Here is a 25,340-nt window from a genome sequence, read left to right on the forward strand (position 1 = left end):
CCGCGACCCTCACCTTGGCAAGGTGATGCTCTACCACTGAGCCACTTCCGCGTGTCTTCCCCGGGGTTTCGCTCCCCGTGGCGACGAGAGAACTCTAGCGGGTTTTCCGGGTGCTTGCGTAACCGCGCGTTCAGCCACCCGTCAGGCCGGGTCCGCCGGGGACCGCCCGCGCGGCCCGCCCGGACGGCTCCGCCCGCCGGGCCGGACCCCCGGTCAGCCCGCCGAACCGGACTGCTCGGCCGGGCGGCGGAGCTGACGGGCGACGCTGCGCTCGACCGCCGGCAGGGTGAGGAAGATCTCCAGGATCCGGGTGAGGCGGTGCACCTCGATCCGGTGGAAGGCCGGGCCGTCGGCGCGGGCCAGCAGGAAGGTCAGGGCCAGCGGCGGCAGCGGGGCGGCGATCACGTGGAGGCCGGAGGGGAGGGTGGACGCCGTGGGGCGGCCGGGGGTCTCGTCGGGGAACGGGACCTCCTCCGGGGCTCGCCAGCTGGAGTGCACGATCGTACGCGGCACCCGCTCGGTCGCCGCCGCCGCCCAGTCGGCGCTGAACAGCACCGGCATGGAGTCGATCAGGGTCGCCAGGGCGCGGTCGCCCGCCGTGGTGATGTATTTGAGGATCTCCAGCTCCGGGTAGGTGCCCGGCGCCTCGCGCGTGCCCCACACGCCCTCGACCACCACGCCCGGCACGCTCTCCAGCCCCTCCACCAGAGGCTCGCGGGGAGCCGAGTCGGGCCAGTAGACGGTGATGTCGTCCAGCGCGCGGCCCTCGCCGCGGTCGAGGACCACCACCTGGGTGATGTCGGCCCCGGCCGCGCCGAGGACACGGGTCACCTTCCCCAGGGAGCCCGGCTGGTCGGGCAGTGCGATCCGCAGCCGCAGGAGCATCCGCGAGCCTCCCATTTCACGTCTGACTACGTCAGGGCCACCATACCCAGCGACGGATTCGTCCCGCTCGCGGTGGTGCGGTAGAACAACCAGGTGGAGTCGTTGAAGCTGGGATCTCTGGAGGTGTGGCCACCGGTCGTCCTCGCGCCGATGGCGGGGATCACCAACGCGCCGTTTCGCACCCTCTGCCGGGAACAGGGCGGTGGCCTGTTCGTCTGCGAGATGATCACGACGCGGGCGCTGGTGGAGCGCAACGCCAAGACGCTCAAGATGATCCGGTTCGGGCCGCGGGAGAACCCCCGCAGCATCCAGCTCTACGGGGTCGACCCGGTGACCGTCGGCCGGGCCGTCCGCATGATCGCCGAGGAGGACTTGGCGGACCACGTCGACCTCAACTTCGGCTGCCCGGTGCCCAAGGTGACCCGCCGGGGCGGCGGCTCCGCCCTGCCGTACAAGCGGAACCTGTTCCGCGCCATCCTGCGCGAGGCCGTACGCAACGCCGGCACGCTCCCGGTCACCGTGAAGATGCGCAAGGGCATCGACGACGACCACCTGACCTACCTGGACGCCGGGCGGATCGCCGTGGAGGAGGGCGTCGCGGCGATCGCGCTGCACGGGCGCACCGCGATCCAGCACTACGGCGGCACCGCCGACTGGGCGGCGATCGCGCGGCTGAAGGAGAGCGTGCCGGAGATCCCGGTGCTCGGCAACGGCGACATCTGGAGCGCCGACGACGCCCGCCGGATGATGGACCTGACCGGCTGCGACGGTGTCGTCGTGGGCCGGGGCTGCCTGGGGCGCCCGTGGCTGTTCGCCGACCTGGCGGCCATGTGCGAGGGGAGCGGCGAGCGGCGCCGCCCCTCGCTGGGCGAGGTCGCCGCCACCATGGACCGGCACGCGGCCCTGCTGACCGAGTGCTTCGGGAGCGAGCCGCACGCGGTGGCCGACTTCCGCAAGCACGTCGGCTGGTACCTCAAGGGCTTCGTCGTCGGCGCCGACCTCCGCCGCCGCCTGGCCACCGCGGAGTCCCTCGCCGGGCTGCGCGAGGGACTCGCCGAGCTCGACCCCGCCCAGCCGTGGCCCGACGGCGTGGACGCCCCCCGGGGCAAGACCCACCCGCGCGACCGGGTCCACCTGCCCGCCGGCTGGCTGGACGACCCGTACGACCTCGCCGTTCCCGAGGCCGACGCCGAGCTCGACACCTCCGGCGGCTGACGGCGGGGAGGGCGGGGGAGGGCGAAGGCCCGCGGGGCAGGGTGACCGGGGAGTGCCCGCGGGGTGAGGCCGGCCGCGTCGTGCGGGCGGTCAGCCCTTGATGACCGCGGTGACCTTGCTGACGGGTTCCGCGATCGCGTTGAGGGCGTTCTGCAGCGCCCTTCTCTCCGCGAGGGTGACGTCCCGGTAGTTCTTCCAGCCCTTCCCGGGGATGCGGTGCCGCTCCAGCACCGCCTCGATTTTGTCGAACTCGGTCACGATGTCGAGCCAGAGCTTGGTGTCACGCACGAGGAGCGGCTCCCGCAGGTACTTGATAGCGGTCTTGGCGCCGTCCACGTTGGCCGCGAAGTCCGACAGGTCCGTCCCGGCGTACTCGTTCTCCTCCCCGGTGATCTTCGTTGTCGCCACCTCGGCCAGCAGGCTGGCGGCCCCGTTGGACAGGTCCAGCGCGTTGAACTCCTCGGCGGCGATCTGCGTCTTGAGCCGCTGGATGTCGACGAGCAGGCGATCGGCGATCTTTCCGTCCTCCTCGGTGAGGGCCCGTGTCTCCCACAGGCTCCTTTCCAGGCGGTGGAACCCCGTCCACTCCCGGACGGCCGTCGGATCCATCCTGCGCTCGTCGATGTTCGCGTCGATCTCCCCCTGCCTGCCGCCGATCTTCTCCGCGACGGGTTCGATGGACTCGTAGTAGACCCTGGTCGGGGCGAAGAGCTTTCTGGCCCTTTCGAGGTCCTTTTTCTTGATCGCATTGGTGAAGGAGCGCGTTTCCTTGAGGAGTTCGGAGACCTGTCCCTCGACCCACGTCTTGTAGTCCCGGGCCGCCCGTCGTTTCAGGTTGCCGATGCTGTCCGAGGGGGCGTTTCCCCCTTCGACGACGAGAACGGGCTGCCGCAGTCCCGGGCCCGGTTCCCGGTGGCCGGGTTTGCAGGCGGTCTCGAAGGTTCCGGGATAAAGTTCGATGATCATCGTTCCGGTCCTGCCCGCCTCGATGTTGTCCTCCTCGCCGAGGATCTTCCTGTCGGGGCCGTACACATAGAACTCCGTCGCTTCCCTCCCGGTGTTCCGGATCTCGAACCTGATCGAGCCCGGAAGGACCTTTCCCGGGGTGAGGAGGCATTTGTCGTCACTGGATTCGACGGTGACCTCCCGGGTCGTGGCCGGAGGGGTGTCGGGCTTGCCGTTCCCGCACGCCGCCGTCGCGACCAGGAGGAGCACCAGCGCGGGGAGCGGGCGGGCCGTCCCGAGGCGGTTCCGAGGCCGCGCCTCAGAACGTGGCGTCCTTGACACTTTTCGCCTCCTGCTTCTGCTCCTCGGTCAGGTTGACGGCCTCGCGCAGGTCGGCGCCGGTCAGGTCCGCGTTCTCCAGGTTCGCGCCGCTGAAGTCGGCGCCGCGGAGCGTGGCGTTCCGCAGGTCCGCGCCGTTGAGGTCCGCGCCCGTGAGGTCGGCGCCGATGAGCTCGGCCTCCGGCAGGCGCGCGGAGTCGAGATGGGCCGAGTTCAGGTCGGCGCCGATGAGCCGGGCACCGGTCAGGTCGACCTTCCGGAGGTCGGCGCCGTTCAGCCGGGCGTTCTCGAGGTTGGCGTTGCTCAGGTCGCTGTCGGAGAGGGAGGCGACGCTGAGATAGGTGTCCCGCAGGTCCACGTAGGGGACTTCGATCCCCCGCAGGTTCGGCCCCCGCGTCGTGGTCCCCCTCGCCTCGCTCGTACGGCGCAGGTCTCCGATGACCGTCATCGCGGCCTGGATGTCGATGCTCGGCGCCGGTACGGCGCTGCTCCGCCTGGCCGCCTTCTCCCGCTGGGCCCGGTCCTTTTCGGACTGCTCGCGGACGAAGGCGGTCAGCACCTCGGTCACCGTCTCGTGGTCGCGCTCGGAGTCGCTCGCGATCCGGCCCAGCGCGTAGACCGCGCTCAGCCGGACCGCTCTCTTGTCCGAGTCGAGTTGCTGCGTCGCCCGGGTGTAGCGGTCGGTGATCTGGCTCTCCTGCGTGGTGGCGAGGGTCTGCGCGGTGTAGACCAGCCCGAGGATCGTGAAGACCGCGCCCACCGCGAAGGCCAGGCCGGTGGCGGCCTGCATCAGCATCTGCCGGGTCGAGTTCACCGCCTCGACGCGTTCCTTGGCGCTCAGGGCGCCGGGCGCGTCCTGCCGCGGGTCCTCCCGGGGCAGCCCGGACAGCCGGTGGGCGACCGGCCCCAGCAGGACCACCGTCAGGGGGACGAGCAGGATGAGGAGGAGGACGCCTATTTTGATCCAGTTGATCAGGCCGTCTTTCGAGGCGGGGGAGAGGAATTCGCCGATTCTCGCGGAGATCCGGTCGGCCGGCGGTATGGAGAAAAGCAGGAAGGTGGCGGCCGTCAATGTGGCCGCCGTCAAAAAGATCAACAAAATAAGGTAAGCCTTGCCTCTTTTCACAGGTGAATGACATCACGTTCGTGCGACCACTCCGTGGATGTGTATCTAAATCGTTACTTAAAGTGACCGATATGGATAATTGGCTACTAATAACGGCTGGTGATAAATCGGCTCGCGGTCTTCGCATAACCGGCGTGACCAGAATGTGACCGCGTCCTGACGGGCGGGCGTCAGCCGCGTGGGTAACCTGCCGTCAGATGTCGCGGCTCACCTGGAGACGGCGCTTGACGAGCACCACATCAGCGGACGCGTTGATCGCGGAGTTCGACGCGGAGCGGCCCGCCCGCCGCCTGCGGGGCCGGGTGGCGCCGGCCGTCACCCTGGTCACCTTCGCGCTCTCGCTCTACGTGCTCTACCACGCCTTCCGGCCCGGTGCCGTGCTGCCGTACCGGATGCTCTTCCTCGCGGTCGTGCTGCCGCTCACCTTCGTCTGCTACAAGCCGGGCCGGCGGGGCACCGACCGGCCGGGCGCCGTCGACTGGGTGCTGGCCGCGCTCTCACTCGCGGCCTGCCTCTACCCGCTGGCCGTCTTCGACGACTTCATCCGGCGCGCGTTCGCCCCGACGCCCCTCGACGTGGCGGCCGGGGCGGTCATCGTGCTGCTGATCCTGGAGGCCTGCCGCCGCACCGTCGGCTGGATCCTCCCCGCCGTCTGCGTCGCCTTCGCCGCCTACGCCTACTACGGCGGCCACCTGCCCTTCGACTGGGTCATCGGGCACCGCGGCTACGACATCGACAGGATCATCGCCTCGTTCGTCATGGGCACCGACGGGGTGTACGGCGTGCCGCTGGACGTGGCGGCGACGTACATCATCCTGTTCACGATCTACGGGGCGGTCCTCGACCACTCCGGTGCCGGCCGGTTCTTCGTGGACGTCTCCCTGGCCGCGTTCCGCCGCTCGCGTTCCGCGCCGGGCCGCACGGTCACCCTGGCGGGGTTCCTGCTCGGCACGGTCAGCGGCTCGGGCGTCGCGACGACGGTCAGCGTGGGCAGCGTCGCCTGGCCGATCCTGCGCCGGGCGGGCTACCCGCCCGAGCAGGGCGGGGGAGTGCTCGCGGCCGCGGGCATCGGGGCGATCCTGTCGCCCCCCACGCTGGGCGCGGCCGCGTTCATCATCGCCGAGTACATGCGGGTGAGCTACCTCACCGTCCTGCTGTACGCCACGATTCCCACGGTCCTGTACTACCTGGGCGTCTTCCTGGCCATCGAGATCGACGCCCGCACGTACGGCACCCGCCCGGTCGAGGCGGACGCGCCCCGGCTCTGGCCGCTGGTCAGGCGGTTCGGCTACCACTTCAGCTCGCTGTTCGTGATCGTCGGGTTGATGGCGCTGGGGCAGTCGCCGTTCCGGGCGGTGGTGTACGCGACGCTGCTGGCCGCCGTCCTCTCCTTCCTCGACCGCGAGCACGCCCTGACCCCGCGCAGGGCGGTGCGCGCCCTGGCCGCGGGCACCACGGGGGCGCTCCCGGTCGCGGCGACCTGCGCCGCCGCCGGGCTGATCGTCGCGGTGGTCACGCTCACCGGGCTGGGCCTCAAGGCCAGCTCGCTGATCGTCGGCGTCTCGGGCGGGAACCTCGCCGTCACCGCGCTGCTGTGCGCGCTGGCGGTACTGGTGCTCGGCCTCGCCGTGCCGGTGACCGCGTCGTTCGTGATCGCGGCGGTCATCATCGGGCCCGCGCTGATGAACCTCGGCGTCAGCCAGGCCGAGGCGTACATGTTCATCTTCTACTACGCCGTGCTCTCGGAGGTCAGCCCGCCCACGGCGCTGTCGGCCTTCGCGGCCTCGGCCATCACCGGCGGCAACGCCTACCGGACCATGATGGCCACCTGGAAGTACACGCTGCCCGCCTTCCTGGTGCCCTTCGCCTTCGTGCTGACCCCGGCCGGATCGGCGCTGCTGGCCCAGGGCACGACGGGCGAGGTCCTGGCGGTCACGGCGGTCTCGGCCCTCGCGGTCGCCGCGCTGGCCGCCGCCACCGGGGGGCGGCTGCTCGGTCCGGCGGGGCCCGCCGAGCGGGCGCTGTGCGGGGCGGCCGCGGTGCTGCTGCTGTTCCTGTCGCCCGTGCCCGTGCTCGCCGGGGCGGGCGCCCTGCTCCTGGCCGTCTCCCTCCATCTGGTGATGCGTACGAGAAGAGAGACACCGTTATGACTGGAAAACGGGTGGCCGTCCTGCTGGCCGCGGCGGCGCTGTTCCTCGGCGGCTGCGGCGGCGACCGGTCGGCCGAGCGGACCGGGGGGCAGACCGCCGCGGGCAAGCGGCTGTCGATCGCCACCGGCAACACCACCGGCGTCTACTACGTCCTCGGTGGCGGGCTGGCCGACCAGATCGGCAAGAACATCCCCGGCTACCAGGCCACGGCCGAAGCCACCGGCGCCTCGGTGGAGAACATCCAGCGGGTCGTCAGGGGCGACTCCGACATCGCCTTCACCCTCGCCGACTCCGCCGCCGACGCCGTCGCGGGCAAGGGCGCCTTCACCTCGCCGCAGCCGATCCGCGCCATCGCCCGCCTGTACGACAACTCCACCCAGGTCGTCGCCACCACCGCCGCGGGCGTGAGGTCCGTGGCCGACCTGCGGGGCAAGCGGGTCTCCACCGGCTCGCCGAACTCCGGCACCGAGGTGATCGCGCTGCGCCTGCTGCGGGCGGCCGGCCTCGACCCGGACAAGGACGTCACCCGCCAGTCCCTGGGCCTGCCCGAGAGCGTGCAGGCCGTCAAGGACGGCGACCTGGACGCCCTGATCTGGTCCGGCGGCCTGCCCACGCCGGGCATCACCGACCTGCTGACCTCCCTCAAGGGAGAGGTCGCCTTCGTCCCGCTGGACGGGGTGCTGCCGGCGATGCAGCGCGACCACGGCCAGGTGTACGCCGCGGGCACGATCGCCAAGGACGTCTACGCGACCCCGGCCGGCGTGCCCACGATCACGGTGCCCAACCTGCTCGTCGTGCACGAGAGGATGGACCCCGTCCTGGCGGGGGACCTGGCCGGGCTGCTGTTCGACCGCAAGGCGGAACTGGAGAAGGTCCACCCCGCGGCCAAGGACATCACCCGCGACAACGCGCCGAAGACCGACCCGGTGCCCCTGCACGACGGGGCGAGGAAGTACTACGGCTGACCGCCTCCGCCTCGGAGCCGCGATCCCGGTGAGGGGCCGTCCGGCCCGGCTCCGCACGGGAATCGCGGTGACGGTCCGGCGGCCGGGCGACGGTCCGCGGATCGCCGGACCCGTGGGCCGGTGCCCGGGGACAAAGTGCCATGCAACTCAGTCCTTGGTGCACCAGACGGTTTGGATGATCTCGTACTTCTTGGTCCCGTCCCCCCAGTAGGGCGCCTTCCACTCCCTGGCGGTGACGACGTGCTCGTAGTCATTGGTGCTCACCTTGTCGTGGTCGTACTGGGTGTGGCCGCCGGCGGTGTGAGTTCCGGTGGGGCACTGGGTGATCAGCCACGTTTTTATCAAGCCCCCAGTGGGGCTCTCATAATCGACCGTGTACCCGATGGTCGAGACGTTGATCGTCTCCGGGAGCTTGCCCGGATCGACGTTCGAGCATTCCAGGGTGATCTCCATCTTGACCCTGACCTCGGGTTTCTCCTGGTCCTTGTACTTGCTGGAATTGGTGAACGTGATCCTGGAAGACTCCGGCGAGTTGGCCAACGTGACGGCGTCGACTTTGACCTTCGTCTCTTGACCTTGGGTTCTGTGTATCGGGTCGAACGGGCCGGTTCCCTGGCCCGTTCCCGTGGCGGTCAGGCCGACGAGGTATGGATGCTTCTTCGGGCACTTCACACTGACCGGCCCCGTTTGCTCGGGGCCGATCGTGGTGAAGTTGCTCACGGTCACCCGCTGCTCGTCCATGGCGGCGGCCGGGGTGAGCGAACAGGCGATTCCCGCGGTGGTGGCGACGGCCACCGCGGCGATGCGCCGGGCGGTGGACGGCAGGGCCTGACGTGGTCTTGTCATGATTCCTCCGAAAAGGTTGATGTCATCGGGAAGTGCGTGGCGGCGCCTGGGGCGCCGCTCGTGGCCGGGGGTGATCGCCGCTGATCGCCTGGGTCACCGCCCCGCCCGCCGGCGCGTGGGCTACTTACGGTCTTTGGGACACGAAACCCCTGCTGCGGCCCGTCCCGGGCCGTCCTTTGACTCACCGCCCGAGGCGACGGTCTTCTTGGTTGCCGTGACGTCCGGCCGGGCGCGCATCGATAAAAGTGTCTTCAGGGTTCAGTCTTTGGGCGCGGAGGTTGGATCCGGCTTCCCGGGAGGACCTGACTTCCCTCGTCGGGAGAACCTCCACCGGGCCCCGGCTCTTGTGTTCGCCGGCCGTGATGACCCGCGGGGGCGTCTCGGCCAGCCGATGATTACGGGGTCATCCGAAGGATGTCCGGCCAAGGTGATCAGGGGGTGGCAACCCGGGTTGCCGGGAAGACTTCCCGGGTGCCGGCCGCGTCCGGCACCCGGGCGGAGGCCGGAAGTGCCGCTGTGCCGGGTGGTCCGTTCACCGGACCGGCGGCGATTTTGCATGTTCTCACCGGGTTTCTCCCGCCGTGTGGCTCGGCATGGGGGAGCGGGGAAGAGCGCCGCGGCTGCGCCATGAGGGTAACCGGCCCATGCGGTCTCTTCGCGCTGTTTCCCATGTGGAAGGTCATGGAGATCCTGCCTGCCGCGCCTTGGGGATGGCTTAAAGGTTTTTACGAGTTTTGCGGCGCCGTGTTGACGGCTGTGTCCAGGTGGAACGCGGCCCGGGCGCGATCAGTACGCGATCGTGATGTCGAGGTCTTGAGCGGAGCGGGAGGGCCGTGCGGGATCACACTGTGGTGTCTGAGGTGTCGCGTTTCATCGGAGGCGCGGGCCGGCCGCCACGGTTCGGGCCGTCGGGGTAGGCCGGGCGGCGATTCATGCGACGACGGACCTCGTCGGATCCGAAGTGGTGGTCGATGCGCCGGGCCGCCTCGGCCCAGTCGGCCATCGAGCGCACCGCGGACAGGGTCTCGGTCACGAACGGATCGCTCCACCGTGCGACGGCGCGTTCCCAGAGCACGGCGGGCGACTCCCTCAGGATGCTTCCCACAGTCCCCTCGTAGATGGGCATCGCACGCACTTCTCCATCGGGCTCCACCTGCATCAGCGGGAATCCGAAGCGCGCGACGACGTCGGGGCGCATCAGAAGTACGAAGTTGTCGGTCGTCGTCACCCGCACCGAGGCCGGCACCAGGGAGCGCAGGCGCCGAGTGTGCTCGGCGCTGGTCAGCGTGCGGAGTTGCTCGTTCGTGAGCAACTCGTGGTCACTGAATCCGGGCCGGCTGGCCAACCCGGACGGCACCGCGGCACCGAAGGTGAGGAAGCGCAGCCGCGGAAGCCGGGGAGCGATCGCCGTGCAGAACTTCTCCATCTGGTGGAAGTTGCCGCGTATGACCGCGCAGTCGATGCCGAACTCCACGGGTTCCTCACCCGAGGCAGTGCGCCGCCCGGAGAGATCGTCGAGGAGGGCCAGGGCGTTCATCGCCCGCTCGAAGGAGCGGGCCCGTCCGCGAATCCGGTCGTGGACGTCGGCGTCGGCGCCGTCGACGCTCACGGTGATCTGGGAGAACACCCGTATGACGTTCTCGGCCATCTCCGAGGTGAACGTCCAGCCGCTGGTGTAAAGGTTGACCGCGATTCCCGCCCGCGCGATGCGCTCGGCGACGTCGCAGATCCCCTTGATCAGCAGCGGTTCACCGCCGGCGAACTCCACCGACTCCGGACGCAGGGAGACGATCGCGTCGGCGACCCGGAGCATCTCGTCATGGCTCAGTTGCCGCGCCGGTCGCCTGCCCGATTCGGAGTAGCAGTGTGCGCAGCGCAGAGGGCAGGCGTAGGTGACGTCCCACACGACGTCACTGGGACCGTTAACGGTGCTCATAATTTCCTGTCGTCGTCTGCCGGCGCGAGTTCGGCGTGGTCGAGCAGCCGGGCGTCGGCTTCCTGATCGGCCCAGACCGGCCCAGACCGGCGCCCGGATGGCCGGTCAGGAAGCCGAGGTCGAGGGCGGCCTGGATGAGCGGCCCGGACGGCAGCGCCGGAGCCGCCTCGGCGACAGACCAGGCCGCCGCGATGACGGGAGGACGCCCAGAAGCGACTGGAACGCGGGTGTTGCCGCCTGCGGCGAAGCCGGGCACATCCCCGGCTTCGCCGCAGGGTCTACGGGATGCCTGGCCGATCACGGCGTGGCGGCCGTCCATTCCCCCTCAGCGGGTGTCAGCCATGGTGCCGCTCGGCCGGCAGGTCGTCCTGGGCTCCGCAGGCCGCCGCACGAGACCGTGGCTGGGACTCCCAGGGAGAGAGGGGCATGTCCTCGTGGAGCGAGCTCAGGTCGAGCCTCGGCGGACGCGGGAACAGCCGGGCTTCCGCAGGGGCGGGGAGCGTTTCCAGGACGGTGATGTCGAGTTCCATGACATTTCCTTTCTTGGTGATCATCGGTTTTTCGGTGAGGTAGAGGGGCCGGTGCGCAGGAAGTCGGCGACGTGGTCAAGGATGAGGTGCCCGCCGGTCTCGGACAGCGGGTCGTGGCCGGCGCCGGGGACCTCCAGGTAGGTCAGGTCCGCGCCGTCGCGGTGTTCGCCCTCGCGCAGCCGGTCGATCAGGCGCCGGGAGTGGGTGACCGGGATGAGGGGGTCTTGCTCGCCATGCACGATCAGCAGGGGCAGGAGCATGCGGTCGGCCAGCCGTAGCAGGTCACGGGGGCCGAGCTCGTCGTGGATCTCCTCGCGTCCACGGAGCCGGTCGATCAGGTTGCACACCGAGTCCGGCCCGTCGTCGTACAGTTTCCGGCCGGACAGGAACGGGGCGACGACCGCGGCGCGGGCCCACAGGTCCGGCTGCGCGGCGGCGGCCAGCAGCGCCAGGTAGGCGCCGTAGCTGGCGCCGTACAGCATGGGCCGCTCGCGGTCGGGTCCGCGCGCGGCGGCCAGGGCGCGGCCCAGGTGGAGGATGTCGGCGAGGTCGGGCCCGCCCCAGGCGCCGTGGATGGCATCGCGGTGGGCGGGACCGTATCCGGTGCTGCCGCGCTGGTTGGGTGCGACCACCGCGATCCCGGCCGCGGCCAGGCACTGGAACAGCGGGTCGAAGTCCAGTTGCCAGGCGGCCTCGGGGCCGCCGTGCAGGGCGAGCACCACCTGGCCGCCGGCGGCGGGGTCACCGTAGACGACGGCCTCGATGCGTCCCACCGGGCCGTCGTAGTCCCGCGTGCGCGCGGGCGCCCACCGGACCCGGTGGTCCTCAGGCGCGGACAGGATCCGCGGCCGGGACGGCTCGGGCACCGTCACCACGCCGAGCGGGCGGTCGGGGGCGCTGTGGATCAGGTGCAGGCCGACGGCGCTCCAGTGCGCGGCCGGGTACAGGACCCCGGGCGGCAGGCCGACCTCACCGGTGGTGTCGTCGGCCAGATCGTGCAGGAATAGGTGGGAGCGGGCGCCGCGGGTGACCGCCAGCGCCAGGTGCCGCCCGGTGGGGTCCAGGGCCAGCGGCGTCACGATGCCCTCGATCGAGTTCAACCGCTCGGGGAAGGCGGTGGGGCCCTCGCCGTCGAGGTGACGGAGGCCCAGGCGGTAGGCGCCGTCACGCATCGCGGCGGTGAGCAGTGTCCCGGTCCGGGGTGCGGCCAGCAGCAGGTGTTCGTCGCGCGCCGGACCGCCCAGGGGGGCGAGAGTGCCCCGGGACAGGTCCAGGGTCAGGGTTCTCGCCGTCCCCGGCTCCTGAGAGGTCAGGGCGAAACGCCCGCCTGTGTCGTCGAGCCAGACTCCTCCGCTGACCGGGCCGGGCAGCTTGGTGATCAGCTCCGGCGGTTCGGCCCGGCCGGACACGCGCCACACCGTGGTGCGCCTGTCGGCGCTCGCCTCGAACATCAGGGCCGCCGTTCCCGCGACGGGGCACGGAACGAGCCTGAGACCCCGGCTGCGGAGGGCGCACAGTTCATGCTCCTCAGCGTCTGCGCCGTGCACGGAGTCCCCGCCTGGGGCGGGAGCGACGAGGAGAAGCCGTGTGAAGTCGCGATCGGTGCGGCACAGCAGGAGGTCGCCGTCGTCGGTGGGGACCGGCGGCGTCCACGAGGTCTCGCCGTCGCGGGTGGGCAGCCCCCGGCGCTGTGGTGCGGGGCCCGTGAGATCCCATAGCTCCGGGGCGAGACGGTGGTGACCCTGGCCGGTCAGGCAGGCGATGTACCGCCCGCGCCCGGAGAAGCGGAAGCCGAACCTGCGGGCATTCGGCAGGGGGTCTGCTCCGGGCGGCGCGGCGGCCTCCCGGAACCGCGTATCCCCGGTGGCCGCATACAGTCGGACCGGGAACGTGCCCACCCCGGAAGAGTCGTTGCACCAGTGCGGCAGCCTGGCCTTACCTCCCGGCCCGTCGGCCCACCAGGCGGCCTCGTCGCGGTAGTCGGCCGCGGCCGGCAGGGGTAGGGCCGTCTTGGCGATGTCCTTCAACAGGTGACAATCCCCACCGGAGACTTCGCCTTCGCTGGAACTTCGCATGTCCATGCCCCCGCAACTTCTGTCGCCTCTGTCCCATGTCGATCCATGCCGACTTGTCACAATGAAGGTCGCTGTCCTCCCCTAGGCTGCAGAGAGAGACTTGGGGATGGCTTAAAGGTTTTTACGAGTCTTGCGGCGCCGTGCTGACGGCTGTGTCCAGGCGGAACGCGGCCCGGGCGCGGTGCGGGCCGGGCAGGGGGCCATGGAGGCGTCTTAAGCCGGGCCAAGTGTTCGTGAGTCCCGGCTTCGGTGATCCGGTCGGCCGGGACGGGGGCGCCGGCCCCGGGCGCGATCAGTACGCGATCGTGATGTCGAGGTCTTGGGCGGAGCGGGAGGGCCGTGCGGGATCACACTGTGGTGTCTGAGGTGTCGCGTTCCACCGGAGGCGCGGGCCGGCCGCCACGGTTCGGGCGGCAGCCCATGGGCATGGCGGCGGTCTCCGCGCGCCTCGCTGCCGTTCAGCGCCTCCCGCACCGATAAGGGATGATCTGCCGTTCCTGGCGCAACGCCCTCTCCGCGGCCACGGCACGCTGCCGCCACCAGGTCAGCCCGGCCTCGCCCGCCAGTTGCGTCACCGTTGTGAGATGTCTTCCCGCGGTGTCCCGGTCGCCCACGGCCGAGGCCAGCAGGGCCAGGAACCAGTCGACGGGCCCCAGGCCGGCCACCCCGGATCCCACCGATACGCGCCCGCTGTACGGAAGCAGCTCGGTGTAGCTCGCGCGGCAGGCCGGAATGTCCCCGACGGCGGCCTGCGCCGCCGCCTGGAAGCAGGTCAGGGTCAGCCACGCCCAGTCGGTGACCGGCGGCGGCCACCCCTCCGCCGCCAGCCGCCGCGCCTCCTCGACACGGCCCTCGGCGCACAGGTGCAGGACCCTCGCGTCGTGGTCCATGGAAGCCTGGATCCCGGTGATCGCGTCGATCAGCGGCCCGGCGTGGCCCATCGTGCCCCGGTGGTAGTGGAGCAGCAGGCGCCCGGTGGCCACTATCACTCCCGCGTACCACATGCCGATGCGCTCGGCCTGGCGTTCCGCGTCGGCGTACACGGTCTCGGCGTCGTCGAACCGGCCGTCCAGCGCGATCCTGAGGCCCCGCCACACGGTGTGCTGGAAACGGGGCCAGGGCAACGGCAGCCGTTCCAGCATGGCGTCGCAGCACGCGGCGGCCTCGTCCGCGCCCGGCACGTCGAAGATCTCCAGCCGCATATGGGTGTAGATCATCTGTGCGAGCAGCTCGAACCCCGGCGCCTGAGCGCGAACGGCCACGTCGCGCATCTCGGCGGCGATCTTCAGCAGTTCGTGGACATGGATCGGGAGCCTCGGGAGCGCAAGGCACCGACCGTTGAGCATCTGCAGCAGCAGATGGGGGTCGCGCAGCCGGCGGGCCATCTCGATGGCCTCGGACGACAGGGCGCTCCGGCGCGGATCGTCGTTCCCGTCGTACAGTTCCTGGGCCAGGCCGCTCAGCAGCCGGGCCCGCTCGGGGCTGTCGGTGTCGGGAAGCTCGCGGAGCGCGGTCTCGAACCTGTGCACGAGCCGGAGCTCCACCGCCTCGTACGGATTGCGCAGTGTCCAGATCGAGGGGGCGTCGAGAGCGGTCAGGGCCAGGGCGGTCAGTTCCGGGCGTGCCCCGGAGCGGTCGGCGATCCGTACGGCCTCCGCGCGGGCCTGCCGCGCGCCGAGCGCGTCTCCCGCCTCCAGGAGGGCGCGCACCTGTCGCAGCAGCAGTTCGACGTGGGTCTCGGGGTCGCCGGTGGCGGCACCGTGGGCGGCGACGGCCCGGCCCCACCAGGTGGCCGCCTCCTTGTAGGCCAGACGGCGGCCGGCCTGTTCGGCGGCGGCTCTGGCCCAGCGGACGGCCTCCCCGTACGCGGCGGGACCGGCTTCGACGGCGTGGTGGGCGATCACGGCGACGTCGGTGCTGGGGCGACCGGCCAGGGCGGTCATGACGTCGCGGTGGACGGTCGCTTTGCGGAGGGGCGGGATGTCGCAAAGGATGACTTCGCGGACGAGATCGTGAATGAAGACCATGCGATCGGCGTGGGCGGTGATGAGTCCTGCCTGGACCGCCTGGTCGAGCGCGTCGTAGACGGGGGCGTGGCCGACGTCGGCGACGACGGCGGGGGCGAAGTCCCGGCCGATCACCGCCGCGATCCTGAGCACCTCGCCGACCTGCGGCCCGAGTGCGGTGAGCCGCTGGCGGATCAGCTCCGCGACCGCGCCCGGCACCGTGTCCAGGGCGCGGCCCTGGGCGAGCAGCCGGGCGCTCTCCCGGACGAAGAACGGGTTGCCGCCGGTGCGCTCGGCCAGCCGGCGGGCGGTCGGCTCGTCCACCTCGGTGCCCACGTCGGCGGCGACGGCGCGTACGGCGTCGGTCCCGAGGCCACTGAGAGGGAGGCGGAGCAGGTCGTAACGGGCGAGGCGTTCCAGCACCTTGTCCACGCCGGTGCCGGGCGCCGTGTCACGGAACGCGGTGACCAGCGTGAGCGGGGTGCTCGCCGCCGGCCCGCCGGAGAGGATGATCACGTCCCTGAGGAGTTCGAGCGACGCGGGGTCGGCCCAGTGCAGGTCATCCAGGATGATCACGAGTGGGCGGACCTGCGCGGCCGAGGCCAGCCACTGGATGACGGCCTGGTTGCGGCGGAGCAGCGCCCCGTCGGTGGAGCCGGTGGGGCTCTCGTCGTCGAGAAGCCCGGCCAGGGCCGGCCGGTCCGGGGGCGGGCAGTGCTGCTCAAGCGCCCCCAGAACCTGGAGCCAGGGCCATAACGGCGGCGCCCCCTGGGTGTCATGGCAGCGTCCCCAGAGCACGAGGTAGCCGAGGCCGGCGCAGTGGTCGCGGAACGCCTCCAGCAGGCGGGTCTTGCCGATGCCCGGCTCGCCGCTCACCGCGGCGACGGCCACGCCGCTCTGCGCGGTACGGACCGGCAGCGCCGTCAGCTCCGCGAGCTGCTCCTCCCGGCCGCGCAGAATCCGCCGTGGCGGTACGGTCCCCGCCGGGGAACGGAGCGTCATGGCGGTGGTGACGAGATCCAGTGACTCGACCTGCCGGAGGATGTCGTTCTCCAGAGCCCGCAGCTCGGGGCCGGGGTCGAGGCCGAGCTGTTCGGCCAGGAGCTTCCCGGCGTGGCGGAGCACGGCCAGCGCCTCGGCCTGGCGGCCGGTGCGGTACAGGGCGAGGGCGAGCAGGCACCACAGTCGCTCACGCAGCGGGTTCTCGGCCGTCTCGGTTTCCAATTCGGAGATCACCGTCTGCGGACGGCCGAGGTCCAGCAGCGCCTGGGCACGCCGCTCGACCGCCACCAGACGCAGCTCGCGTAGCCGGGCCACCTCCGCGGTCGCCCACGCCTCGTCACCGAGTTCGCCGTAGGGAAGACCGCGCCACATCCGCAACGCCTTGTCAAGGGAGGCGGCCGCTTCTCCCGGCGAGCGGAACTCCGACAGGGTGACGAGGTCGGTGAAGTGGATCGCGTCGACGTCGGTGGTGGCGAGCAGGTAGCCCGGCGGGCGCCTGATCAGCAGCTGAGACGGGGTGCGAGGGCTACGCCGAGGTTCGATGGCCCGGCGTAGATGGGACACGAACGACTGCAGCGCCGACAGGGCACTCGCCGGCGGTGCGCCGCCGTACAGGTCGTCCACCAGCGTGTCCGCGGAGACGACTGCTCCCTGCGCTATCAGGAGCCGGGCCAGTACCGTGCGCTGGCGCCGTCCACCGAGATCGACGGGCACCCCGTCGTCGTACGCTTCCACCGGGCCGAGAACGCGGAACTCCATCCCTACCACCCACGGATCGGCGCAGCGAACGGGACCGCTGCGGCAGGACGGCCTGTCACGTGCGCGCCGGTGCCGTTCACGGCCTCCCGCGCATCATCGTCACCGGGGTTCTCCGGACTCCGCGACATCCACACGCCGGGGACTGTACGGCGAGGCAGCCTGTCACCTCATCCGCCGCTGGGGTGATCCGAACTCCGCCGCCGGGCTGAATACGCGGGCCGGGGCCCGGGGCCGGCCGCGTCTCGCCGTGCCGCTCCGCGGCGTCCCACCCGGCGCTTCGCCTCGCGGCCCGGGGCGAGGCGGTCTCCGCCCGCTCACCGCACCCTGCCGCGGGGGACCGGCCGCCTCACGTGATCGTCACGGTGATCCCGAGTTCGGCGGCGGCCGTCCACCACACGCGTACGCTGGCGTCGTCGGAGACGCTGACCACCCGGCTCCCCTTCGGGCCGATCGCCACGTCGAACACCTCCTCGGCGTGGCCGGTGAGGACGTCGAGTTCGGTCCCGTCGGCGCCCCACATGCGGATGGTCCGGTCATAGCCCGCGCTCATCAGCCAGGCTCCGTCGGGGGAGATCGCGACGGCGAACACGGTGCCGTCGTGGCCGGTCAGGACGGCGCGTTCGGTCCCGTCGATGTTCCACAGGCGTACGGTGTGGTCGCTGAAGGCGGCGGCCAGCCAGGTCCCGTCGGGGGAGATCGCGATGGAGTACGCGGTGCCGTCGTGGCCGGTCAGGACGGCGCGTTCGGTCCCGTCGGCGTTCCACAGGCGTACGGTGTGGTCGCGGGAGGCGCTGGCCAGCCAGGCTCCGTCGGGGGAGATCGCGACGGTGAACACGGTGCCGTCGTGGCCGGTCAGGACGGCGCGTTCGGTCCCGTCGGCGTTCCACAGGCGTACGGTGCCGTCCTCGGAGGCGCTGGCCAGCCAGGTCCCGTCGGGGGAGATCGCGACTCCGCGGACGCCGGAGGTGTGACCGGTGAGGACGGCCGAGGCGGCGGCGGGATCGGTGCGGCCGAGCCCGGCCGGATCGATCTCCCACAGGCGTACGGTGCCGTCCTCGGAGGCGCTGGCCATCCAGGTGCCGTCCGGGGCGATAGCGATCTTTTTCACCGTGCCGCGGTGACCGATGAAAGACCTCGACGGTGCGGTGAGCGGCTTGTCCGTGGCCTTCAGGTACACGAAGCCGTCACGGGCTCCGCTGGCGTAGTACGTCCCGTCGGGGGCGATGGCCACCGCGCACATGGCGCCTCCGTGGTCCTGGACCTTCATCGATCTCCAGAAAGAGGGCTTTCTCATGGCCGGTGACGGTAGCGGGAAGGCGCTGGTTTTTCCCGGTACTAATACACACATACGGGTTTCCGGCTATGCCGTGCCGCCCGTGGCGTGCGCTTGATGATCTCCATATGCTCGGTGGGACGCCCCGCTTCCGTACCCGTCCACCGGGAGGTCTGTTGTCCGATCCGCGCCAGAGCGAGGGCATGCCCGGCGGTGTGCGGGCCGCCCGGTGGATGATGTGGGCGCAGGTGGTTCTCGGCGCGCTGGGGTTCCTGCTCCTCCTCGGCGTTCTCCTCCTCAGCGGCATGCCGGGGATCGGTGCCCTGCCGGGCGTCATGTACCTCTACCCCGTGGCCGTGATCCTGGTCGGCGCGTTGTCGGCGGGCTTCGCCTCGCGCAGGCGGTGGGTGCGTCTCGCGGGCATCGGGATCGAAGGGGCCGTGATCCTGGACCGGGGCTACAGCCTGGCCACCTCGGCCGTGGGCGTGAACCTCCTCGTGCTGCTGGACTTCTCCCTGGCCGTCATCGTGCTCACCACGTTGTCCGGGGCCGCGGCGCGACGCTGGTTCTCCCGATAGGGAACCGGCCCCGGTGGGGCGGGCCGGGGCCGGAACAGCTGCCGGGGTCAGCGCCGGGCGAGGTCGCGGCGGAGGTGCTCGGCGGTGAGGGAGCCCGGCTCGTCGAGCAGGCGCAGGGGTGTGCCCTCGAAGACGACGGTGCCGCCCCGGTCGCCGCCGTCGGGGCCGAGATCGATGACCCAGTCGGCGTTCTTGATCACGTCGAGGTTGTGCTCGATGACGATGACCGTGTTGCCGCCGTCCACCAGGTTGTCCATGATCGCCAGCAGGTGCCCGACGTCCGCCATGTGCAGGCCGGTGGTCGGCTCGTCCATCACGTAGACGCTGCCCTTCTTGTGGAGCTCACCGGCCAGCTTGATCCGCTGGCACTCACCCCCGGACAGGCTGCTGAGCGGCTGGCCGAGTCCCAGGTAGCCCAGCCCCACCTCCTCCAGGGTGCGGACCGTGCGCAGCGGTCCCGGCTCGGTGAAGAACTCCGCGGCCTCGCCCACCGTCATCTCCAGCACGTCGGAGATCGACCTGCCGCGCAGCGTGTGCCGGAGGACCTCCTCCCGGAACCGCCGTCCCCGGCACACCTGGCACATCGACGTGATCCCGTCCATGAACGCCAGGTCGATGTAGATGACCCCGAGCCCCCGGCACTCCGGGCAGGCGCCCTTGGAGTTGAAGCTGAACAACGCGGGGCTGACCCCGCCCGCGGCGGCGAACAGCTTGCGGACCTCGTCCATCAGCCCGGTGTAGGTGGCCGGGGTGGACCGGACGGAGGTGCCGACCGCCGACTGGTCGATCACCACCGCGTCCGGGTGCGCGGCCAGGAACGCCCCGTTGACGAGGCTGCTCTTGCCCGACCCGGCCACCCCGGTGACCACGGTGAGCACCCCGGCGGGGAAGGAGACCGTGACGTCCCTGAGGTTGTGGACGTTCGCGCCGACGACGGGCAGCGCGCCGGTCGGCTCCCGGAACGACGCCTTGAGCGGCCGGTTGCGGCGCAGGTGCCGCCCGGTGAGGGTGCCGGCCTGCCGCAGCCCCTCCACGCCGCCCTCGTAGACGATCTCACCGCCGTGCGTCCCGGCGCGGGGCCCGACGTCCACCACGTGGTCGGCGATCTCGATGACGTCACGGTCGTGCTCGACGACGAGCACGGTGTTGCCCTTGTCCCGCAGCTCGCGCAGCAGCTCGTTCATGTTCGTCACGTCGCGCGGATGCAGCCCGATGGTGGGCTCGTCGAAGATGTACGTCATGTCGGTCAGGCTGCTGCCCAGGTGCTTGACCATCTTGATCCGCTGCGACTCCCCGCCGGAGAGGCTGAGCGTGGGCCGGTCCAGGCTGAGGTATCCCAGGCCGATGGTGACCATGTGCCGGAGCCGGGTGAGGATCGCCGGGACCATCGTCACCGCGACCGGGTCGTCGATCGCGGCGACCACGTCCACCAGGTGCCGGACCTCCATCGCGGCCAGCTCGGCGATGTTGCGCCCGCCGATCCGGCAGGCCAGCGCCGCCTGGTTGAGCCTGGCGCCCCCGCACAGCGGGCACGTCTGCGCGGAGACGAACGCCATCACCTCCTCCCGCCGGGACGTGCTCTCGACGTCCCGGTTGATGTGGAGCCGGTGGAACTTGTCGACGATCCCCTCGTACTTCTGCGGGACCGTCCCGCCCTGCGTCTCGAAGTAGACGTCCGGCCCGCTGCCGCGCAGCAGTGTCTCCCACTCGGCCTCGGTGTAGTCGGCCAGCGGTTTGTCGTTGTCGAACAGCCCCGAGTGGGTGTACGTCTTCCAGTACCACGTGCCGACCCGGAAGCCCGGCAGCAGGATCGCGCCCTCGTTCAGCGACTTCGACCGGTCGAGGGCCAGATCGACGTCGAGGGCCACCTTCCGGCCCACGCCCTCGCACTCCGGGCACATCCCGGCCGGGTCGTTGAAGGAGAACGCGTTGGAGTAGCCGGCGGGCGGCGTTCCGGCGCGCGAGTAGAGCAGCCGCAGCAGCGCGTAGATGTCGGTGATGGTGCCGACGGTGGAGCGGGAGCTGCCGCCGAGGCGCTGCTGGCCGACGACGACCGCGGCCGAGAGGTTCTCGATGGCGTCGGCGTCCGGCTGGCCGTACCGGGGGAGGCGGTTGCGCGCGAAGGCGGTGAAGGTCTCGTTGAGCTGCCGCTGCGACTCCGCGGCGATCGTGTCGAAGACGAGGGACGACTTGCCCGACCCCGAGACGCCGGTGAAGACCGTGATCTGCTTCTTGGGGATCTTGAGGGAGACGTTCTTGAGGTTGTTCTCACGGGCGCCCGTTATCTCGATGTGGCTCATTCCCGCGACGCTATCCACGGTTCAGGTCAGATCCTGGCCGCAACCGGTGGGATCGTGGACACCATGGCGGACACCACGGGACGGGTGCTCAAGCTCCTGTCGCTCCTGCAGGCGCACCGGGAGTGGCCCGGCCCCGAGCTGGCCGGGCGGCTCGGGGTCAGCGCGCGCACGCTCCGCCGCGACGTCGACCGTCTGCGCGAGCTGGGCTACCCGGTGCACGCGACGACCGGCCCGGCCGGGGGGTACCGCCTGGAGGCGGGCACCGCCATGCCGCCGCTGCTCCTCGACGACGAGGAGGCCGTCGCCATCGCGGTGGGCCTGCGCGCCGCGGCGAGCGGCACGGTGGCCGGGATCGAGGAGACCTCGGCCCGCGCCCTGGCGAAGCTGGAGCAGGTCCTGCCCTCCCGGCTCCGGAGGCGCGTGCGCACCCTGCACTCCCAGACGCAGCCGGTGGCGCCGGTCGGCGGCACGCCCACCGTCGAGGCGGGCACCCTCACACTGCTGGCCCAGACGTGCCGCGACCGCGAGCGGATCCGCTTCGGCTACCGCAGCCGCGACGGGCGGGAGGGCGGCCGGCTCGCCGAGCCGTACCGCCTGGCCTCCACCGGGCGGCGCTGGTATCTCGTGGCGTGGGACGTCGACCGGCGGGACTGGCGGACCTTCCGCGTGGACCGGCTCACCGCGCCGCGGGGCACCGGCGTCCGCTTCCCGCCGCGGGAGCCGCCCGCCGGGTACGTCGAGGCGTCCATCGTCGCGCCCATCACCCGTCACCGGGCGGTGGCCACCGTGCACGCGCCCCTGGCCGCGGTCGCCGAGCGGTTCTCCGGCCCCGGGTGGGTCCTCGAGGAGCTGGACGAGCGGAGCTGCCTGCTGCGCACCGGCGCCGACTCGCTGGAGTGGCTGGCCCTGACCATCGGGCTGCTCGGGCTGGACTTCACCGTCCACGAGCCGCCCGAGCTGGTCGACCACATCCGGGTGCTGGCCGCCCGCCTTCAGGCGTCGACCGAGCCGCCGCTGCGCCAGTAGACGTTGTTCTCCCTGCTCAGCATGCCCTCGTCGACCAGGTAGCGGCGCAGCGCCGGGTAGTCGTCGTGGAAGGCACGCAGCGCGACGTTGACCTCCTTCTCCGAGTAGCGGACTCCCGGCTCGAAGACCTGGACCACGTAGTCGAGCACGATCAGCTGCTTGTCGCGCTTGCTGGGGATCGCCCGCAGCCGCCCCTCGACGAGGAAGGACTGCAGTACCTTCTCCTGCGCGGAGACGGGGGACGCGGGCCGGGCCGTGGCGTGCAGCAGCTCACGGAACCGCTCGCGCCGCACCCGCCACTCGCCGCCCTCCTCCCGCACGGCCAGCCCGCCGCGTTCCAACCGGTCCAGCGCCCGCCGCGTCGCCTCCCTGTCCAGCCCGGCCCCCTCGGGCGTGCCGCCCAGCGTGAGCGCCGACAGCACCTTCAGCGTGTCCTCCTGGTAGAGCAGGCCGAGCACCTGCCTGATCGCTTCGTCGTTCATGCCGCCATTCTTGCCGGTCCCGTCCGATGCCCGGGGCGGACCGGCCGCTCACGCGTCGCGCAGCCGGAGCAGCAGCCCGCCGCCCAGGAGCGCCGCGGCGGTCCCGGGACCGCCGGAGGCGCTCAGAGACGGTTCAGTCCGATGACGTGGAGCACGGCACGCCCCTCCTCGTCGGAGGCGGCCAGGTCGACCTGGGCGTCGATGCCCCAGTCGCCGTCGCCCGCCGGGTCGTCGATGACCTGCCGGACCCGCCAGAACCCCTGCTCCTCCTCGATGCGGAGCAGGCCGGGGCCGCGGGCGTTCGGGCCGGTGCCGATCTCCTCGTGCTCGTCGTAGTAGGCGTCGAGCGCGGCCCCCCAGTCGACGTCGGGCGCCAGCTCCGCCAGTTCGTCCTCCTTCTCCACGGCGGCCAGCTCGACCAGGCGGAACATCGCGTTGCGGACGAGCACGCGGAACGCGCGGGTGTTGGCGGTGACCGGTTTGGCGCTCTCCTCCAGGGAGGGCGCCTCCAGCTCCCCGGTGGGGTTCTGCAACTGCTCCCACTCGTCCAGGAGGCTGGAGTCGACCTGGCGGACCAGCTCGCCGAGCCACTCGATGAGGTCGACGAGGTCCTCGGTCTTGAGGTGCTCGGGGATCGTCCGCGCCAGGGTCCGGTAGGCGTCGGCGAGGTAGCGCAGCACCGTGCCCTCGGAGCGGGCCAGCTCGTAGAACTGGACGTACTCGGCGAAGGTCATCGCCCGCTCGTACATGTCGCGCACGACGCTCTTCGGGCTGACCGTGTAGTCGCCCACCCAGGGGTGCCCGCGCCGGTAGGTCTCGTACGCGCCCAGCAGCAGGTCGGCCAGGGGCATGGGGTAGGTGACCTCGTTGAGGAGCTCCATCCGCTCCTCGTACTCGATGCCGTCGGCCTTCATCTGCGCCACGGCCTCGCCGCGCGCCTTGTTGAGCTGGGCCGACAGGATCTGGCGGGGGTCGTCCAGGATCGACTCGATGATCGAGACCATGTCCAGGGCGTAGGTCGGCGACTCCATGTCGAGGAGTTCGAGGGTGGCCAGCGCGAAGGTGGACAGCGCCTGGTTCAGCGCGAAGTCCTCCTGCAGGTCGACGGTGAGGCGGGCCATCCGGCCGTGCTCGTCGGGCTCGCCCAGTTTCTCCACGACCCCGCCGGCCAGCAGCGAACGGTAGATCGCGATGGCCTGGCTGATGTGCCGCCGCTGCCACTTGCGGTCTTCGTGGTTGTCCGTCAGCAGGTGCTTCATCGCCGCGTAGCAGTCGCCGGGGCGGTTGATGACCGCGAGCAGCATGGCGTTGCTGACCTTGAAACGCGAGCTCAGCGGCTCGGGCTCGGCCGCCTGCAGCTTCTCGAAGGTCTCCTCGCTCCAGCCGACGAAGCCCTCCGGCGGCTTCTTCCTGGCGTAGCCGCGGCGGCGCTTGGGGTCGTCGCCGATCTTGGCCAGCGCCCGCTCGTTCTCGATGACGTGGTCCGGGGCCTGGCAGACGACGTACCCGATGGTGTCGAAGCCCGCCCGGCCGGCCCGCCCGGCGATCTGGTGGAACTCGCGGGCGCGCAGCCGCCGCACCTTGTTGCCGTCGTACTTCGACAGCGCGGTGAACAGCACGGTCCGGATGGGCACGTTGACGCCGACGCCGAGCGTGTCGGTGCCGCAGATGACCTTCAGCAGGCCCGCCTGGGCGAGCCGCTCCACCAGGCGGCGGTACTTCGGGAGCATCCCGGCGTGGTGGACGCCGATGCCGTGGCGCACGAGCCGGGACAGAGCCTTGCCGAACCTGGTGGTGAAGCGGAAGTTGCCGATCATGGCGGCGATCGCTTCCTTCTCCGCCTTGGTCGACATGTTGATGCTCATCAGCGCCTGGGCCCGCTCCATGGCCGCGGCCTGGGTGAAGTGCACGACGTAGACCGGGTACTGGTTGGTGGAGAGCATCTCCTCCAGCGTCTCGTGCAGCGGGGTCAGCCGGTAGGAGTAGACCAGCGGGACCGGCCGCTCGGCGTTCTTGACCACCGCGGTGGGCCGGCCGGTGCGCCGGGTGAGGTCCTCCTCGAACATGGTGACGTCGCCCAGCGTCGCCGACATCAGGATGAACTGCACGTTCGGCAGCTCCAGCAGCGGCACCTGCCAGGCCCAGCCCCGGTCGGGCTCGGAGTAGAAGTGGAACTCGTCCATCACCACCTGGCCGATGTCGGCCTGGGCGCCGTCGCGCAGCGCGACGTTGGCGAGGATCTCGGCGGTGCAGCAGATGATCGGCGCCCCGGGGTTCACGCTCGCGTCGCCGGTCATCATCCCGACGTTCTCGGTGCCGAACAGCGCGCACAGGTCGAAGAACTTCTCCGACACCAGAGCCTTGATCGGCGCGGTGTAGAAGGTCCGCACGTCGCGGGTGAGGGCGGTGAAGTGGGCACCGGCGGCGACCAGGCTCTTACCCGACCCGGTCGGGGTGGCGAGGATCAGGTTGTTGCCGGAGACGACTTCGATCAGCGCCTCCTCCTGTGCCGGATACAGGGTGAGCCCCCGCTCGGAGTTCCATTCGACGAAGGCGTCGAAGATGGTGTCGGGGTCGGCGTCGATCTCTTCTGGCAGGCGGTCTACAAGGCTCACAGTCCAATACTGCCGAAGAACTGGCGGTGGTCGGACCGGCTGCGCCAACGGATGTGACTGCATTTCGCGTAAAGCGCGTGACTCTATGTAGTTAGCCTTGTGTTTTCGCTGTAAATAGCGATCAAAGGTGGTTGATCGATGGGGGCTGGGCCGGGACGGCGGGGGCGATGTGGGGAGGCGGGGTGACGCGGGGCGCCGGGACGGCGGGAGTGACGCGGGTGGAGGTGGCGTGGGGCGCCGGGACGGCGGGAGTGACGCGGGTGGAGGTGGCGTGGGGCGCCGGGACG

17 protein-coding genes are annotated in these 25,340 nt (G+C 71.0%); 5 read left to right on the top strand and 12 right to left on the bottom strand.

Annotated elements, in window-relative coordinates; all coding sequences use genetic code 11:
* Nucleotides 1-213: 213 nt before the first annotated feature.
* Entirely contained in the window at nucleotides 214-885 is a 672-nt protein-coding gene (locus ABD841_RS19355; protein ID WP_344973389.1) for an ACT domain-containing protein, read from the bottom strand.
* A gap of 93 nt (nucleotides 886-978) precedes the next feature.
* On the opposite strand from ABD841_RS19355, the gene dusB reads away from it, so the two are divergent.
* The gene (gene dusB, locus ABD841_RS19360) at nucleotides 979-2,100 is read left to right on the top strand and encodes a tRNA dihydrouridine synthase DusB (protein ID WP_344973390.1); all 1,122 of its coding nucleotides are present in this window, start codon (nucleotides 979-981) and stop codon (nucleotides 2,098-2,100) included.
* 90 nt (nucleotides 2,101-2,190) lie between these two features.
* Here dusB and efeO read toward each other — a convergent pair whose 3' ends face one another.
* A complete protein-coding gene (efeO, locus tag ABD841_RS19365; protein WP_344973393.1) occupies nucleotides 2,191-3,387 on the bottom strand; it encodes an iron uptake system protein EfeO in 1,197 nt (398 codons plus the stop codon).
* Nucleotides 3,365-4,480 carry a pentapeptide repeat-containing protein gene (locus tag ABD841_RS19370; protein WP_344973396.1) on the bottom strand — a complete coding sequence of 372 codons (1,116 nt, stop codon included), beginning with the start codon at nucleotides 4,478-4,480 and terminating at the stop codon, nucleotides 3,365-3,367. The genes efeO and ABD841_RS19370 overlap by 23 nt, the downstream gene beginning before the upstream one ends.
* A gap of 254 nt (nucleotides 4,481-4,734) precedes the next feature.
* Between ABD841_RS19370 and ABD841_RS19375 the strand changes: the two genes are divergently transcribed.
* Together ABD841_RS19375 and ABD841_RS19380 are read left to right on the top strand one after the other, a co-directional pair.
* Nucleotides 4,735-6,660 carry a TRAP transporter permease gene (locus ABD841_RS19375; protein WP_344973398.1) on the top strand — a complete coding sequence of 642 codons (1,926 nt, stop codon included), beginning with the start codon at nucleotides 4,735-4,737 and terminating at the stop codon, nucleotides 6,658-6,660.
* Nucleotides 6,657-7,625 (top strand): TAXI family TRAP transporter solute-binding subunit, encoded by a 969-nt coding sequence (locus ABD841_RS19380; protein WP_344973401.1) that lies wholly within the window; start codon nucleotides 6,657-6,659, stop codon nucleotides 7,623-7,625. The genes ABD841_RS19375 and ABD841_RS19380 overlap by 4 nt, the downstream gene beginning before the upstream one ends.
* Before the next feature lie 147 nt (nucleotides 7,626-7,772).
* Here the strand turns inward: ABD841_RS19380 and ABD841_RS19385 are convergent, their stop codons facing one another.
* The 6 genes from ABD841_RS19385 to ABD841_RS19410 all read right to left on the bottom strand — a co-directional run bounded on the left by ABD841_RS19385 (nucleotide 7,773) and on the right by ABD841_RS19410 (nucleotide 18,073).
* On the bottom strand, nucleotides 7,773-8,471 hold the full coding sequence (locus ABD841_RS19385; RefSeq protein WP_344973404.1) for a hypothetical protein: 699 nt from the start codon (nucleotides 8,469-8,471) through the stop codon (nucleotides 7,773-7,775).
* An 841-nt stretch (nucleotides 8,472-9,312) separates the two neighbouring features.
* Nucleotides 9,313-10,407 (bottom strand): radical SAM protein, encoded by a 1,095-nt coding sequence (locus ABD841_RS19390; protein WP_344973406.1) that lies wholly within the window; start codon nucleotides 10,405-10,407, stop codon nucleotides 9,313-9,315.
* A gap of 335 nt (nucleotides 10,408-10,742) precedes the next feature.
* The gene (locus ABD841_RS19395; protein WP_344973409.1) at nucleotides 10,743-10,937 is read right to left on the bottom strand and encodes a hypothetical protein; all 195 of its coding nucleotides are present in this window, start codon (nucleotides 10,935-10,937) and stop codon (nucleotides 10,743-10,745) included.
* A gap of 20 nt (nucleotides 10,938-10,957) precedes the next feature.
* Nucleotides 10,958-12,964, bottom strand: a complete 2,007-nt coding sequence (locus ABD841_RS19400; RefSeq protein WP_344973411.1) for a S9 family peptidase — start codon at nucleotides 12,962-12,964, stop codon at nucleotides 10,958-10,960.
* A 506-nt stretch (nucleotides 12,965-13,470) separates the two neighbouring features.
* The gene (locus ABD841_RS19405) at nucleotides 13,471-16,779 is read right to left on the bottom strand and encodes an ATP-binding protein (protein WP_344973414.1); all 3,309 of its coding nucleotides are present in this window, start codon (nucleotides 16,777-16,779) and stop codon (nucleotides 13,471-13,473) included.
* A 346-nt stretch (nucleotides 16,780-17,125) separates the two neighbouring features.
* Complete coding sequence (locus ABD841_RS19410; RefSeq protein ID WP_344973417.1) at nucleotides 17,126-18,073, bottom strand: WD40 repeat domain-containing protein; 948 nt, start codon at nucleotides 18,071-18,073, stop codon at nucleotides 17,126-17,128.
* Between the two features lie 155 nt (nucleotides 18,074-18,228).
* On the opposite strand from ABD841_RS19410, the gene ABD841_RS19415 reads away from it, so the two are divergent.
* Nucleotides 18,229-18,630, top strand: coding sequence for a hypothetical protein (locus tag ABD841_RS19415; RefSeq protein WP_344973420.1), 402 nt, complete (start codon nucleotides 18,229-18,231; stop codon nucleotides 18,628-18,630).
* A gap of 47 nt (nucleotides 18,631-18,677) precedes the next feature.
* Here the strand turns inward: ABD841_RS19415 and ABD841_RS19420 are convergent, their stop codons facing one another.
* A complete protein-coding gene (locus ABD841_RS19420; RefSeq protein WP_344973423.1) occupies nucleotides 18,678-20,930 on the bottom strand; it encodes an excinuclease ABC subunit UvrA in 2,253 nt (750 codons plus the stop codon).
* Nucleotides 20,931-20,993: 63 nt separating this feature from the next.
* Between ABD841_RS19420 and ABD841_RS19425 the strand changes: the two genes are divergently transcribed.
* Nucleotides 20,994-21,956, top strand: coding sequence for a helix-turn-helix transcriptional regulator (locus ABD841_RS19425; RefSeq protein ID WP_344973426.1), 963 nt, complete (start codon nucleotides 20,994-20,996; stop codon nucleotides 21,954-21,956).
* Here ABD841_RS19425 and ABD841_RS19430 read toward each other — a convergent pair.
* Nucleotides 21,923-22,438, bottom strand: a complete 516-nt coding sequence (locus ABD841_RS19430) for a DUF2087 domain-containing protein (RefSeq protein WP_344973429.1) — start codon at nucleotides 22,436-22,438, stop codon at nucleotides 21,923-21,925. The two genes, ABD841_RS19425 and ABD841_RS19430, sit on opposite strands and share 34 nt — an antisense overlap.
* Nucleotides 22,439-22,560: 122 nt before the next feature.
* Entirely contained in the window at nucleotides 22,561-25,053 is a 2,493-nt protein-coding gene (locus tag ABD841_RS19435) for a DEAD/DEAH box helicase (protein ID WP_344973432.1), read from the bottom strand.
* Between the last annotated feature and the right edge of the window lie 287 nt (nucleotides 25,054-25,340).

The organism is Streptosporangium fragile (assembly GCF_039534445.1).
Classification (GTDB): domain Bacteria; phylum Actinomycetota; class Actinomycetes; order Streptosporangiales; family Streptosporangiaceae; genus Streptosporangium; species Streptosporangium fragile.

Coding starts and splice junctions, on each gene's coding strand:
- ABD841_RS19355 (WP_344973389.1), bottom strand. CDS start 885: ATGCTCCTGCGGCTGCGGATCGCACTGCCCGACCAGCCGGGCTCCCTG.
- ABD841_RS19380 (WP_344973401.1), top strand. CDS start 6,657: ATGACTGGAAAACGGGTGGCCGTCCTGCTGGCCGCGGCGGCGCTGTTC.
- ABD841_RS19385 (WP_344973404.1), bottom strand. CDS start 8,471: ATGACAAGACCACGTCAGGCCCTGCCGTCCACCGCCCGGCGCATCGCC.
- ABD841_RS19390 (WP_344973406.1), bottom strand. CDS start 10,407: ATGAGCACCGTTAACGGTCCCAGTGACGTCGTGTGGGACGTCACCTAC.
- ABD841_RS19395 (WP_344973409.1), bottom strand. CDS start 10,937: ATGGAACTCGACATCACCGTCCTGGAAACGCTCCCCGCCCCTGCGGAA.
- ABD841_RS19405 (WP_344973414.1), bottom strand. CDS start 16,779: ATGGAGTTCCGCGTTCTCGGCCCGGTGGAAGCGTACGACGACGGGGTG.
- ABD841_RS19410 (WP_344973417.1), bottom strand. CDS start 18,073: ATGAGAAAGCCCTCTTTCTGGAGATCGATGAAGGTCCAGGACCACGGA.
- ABD841_RS19420 (WP_344973423.1), bottom strand. CDS start 20,930: ATGAGCCACATCGAGATAACGGGCGCCCGTGAGAACAACCTCAAGAAC.
- ABD841_RS19425 (WP_344973426.1), top strand. CDS start 20,994: ATGGCGGACACCACGGGACGGGTGCTCAAGCTCCTGTCGCTCCTGCAG.
- ABD841_RS19430 (WP_344973429.1), bottom strand. CDS start 22,438: ATGAACGACGAAGCGATCAGGCAGGTGCTCGGCCTGCTCTACCAGGAG.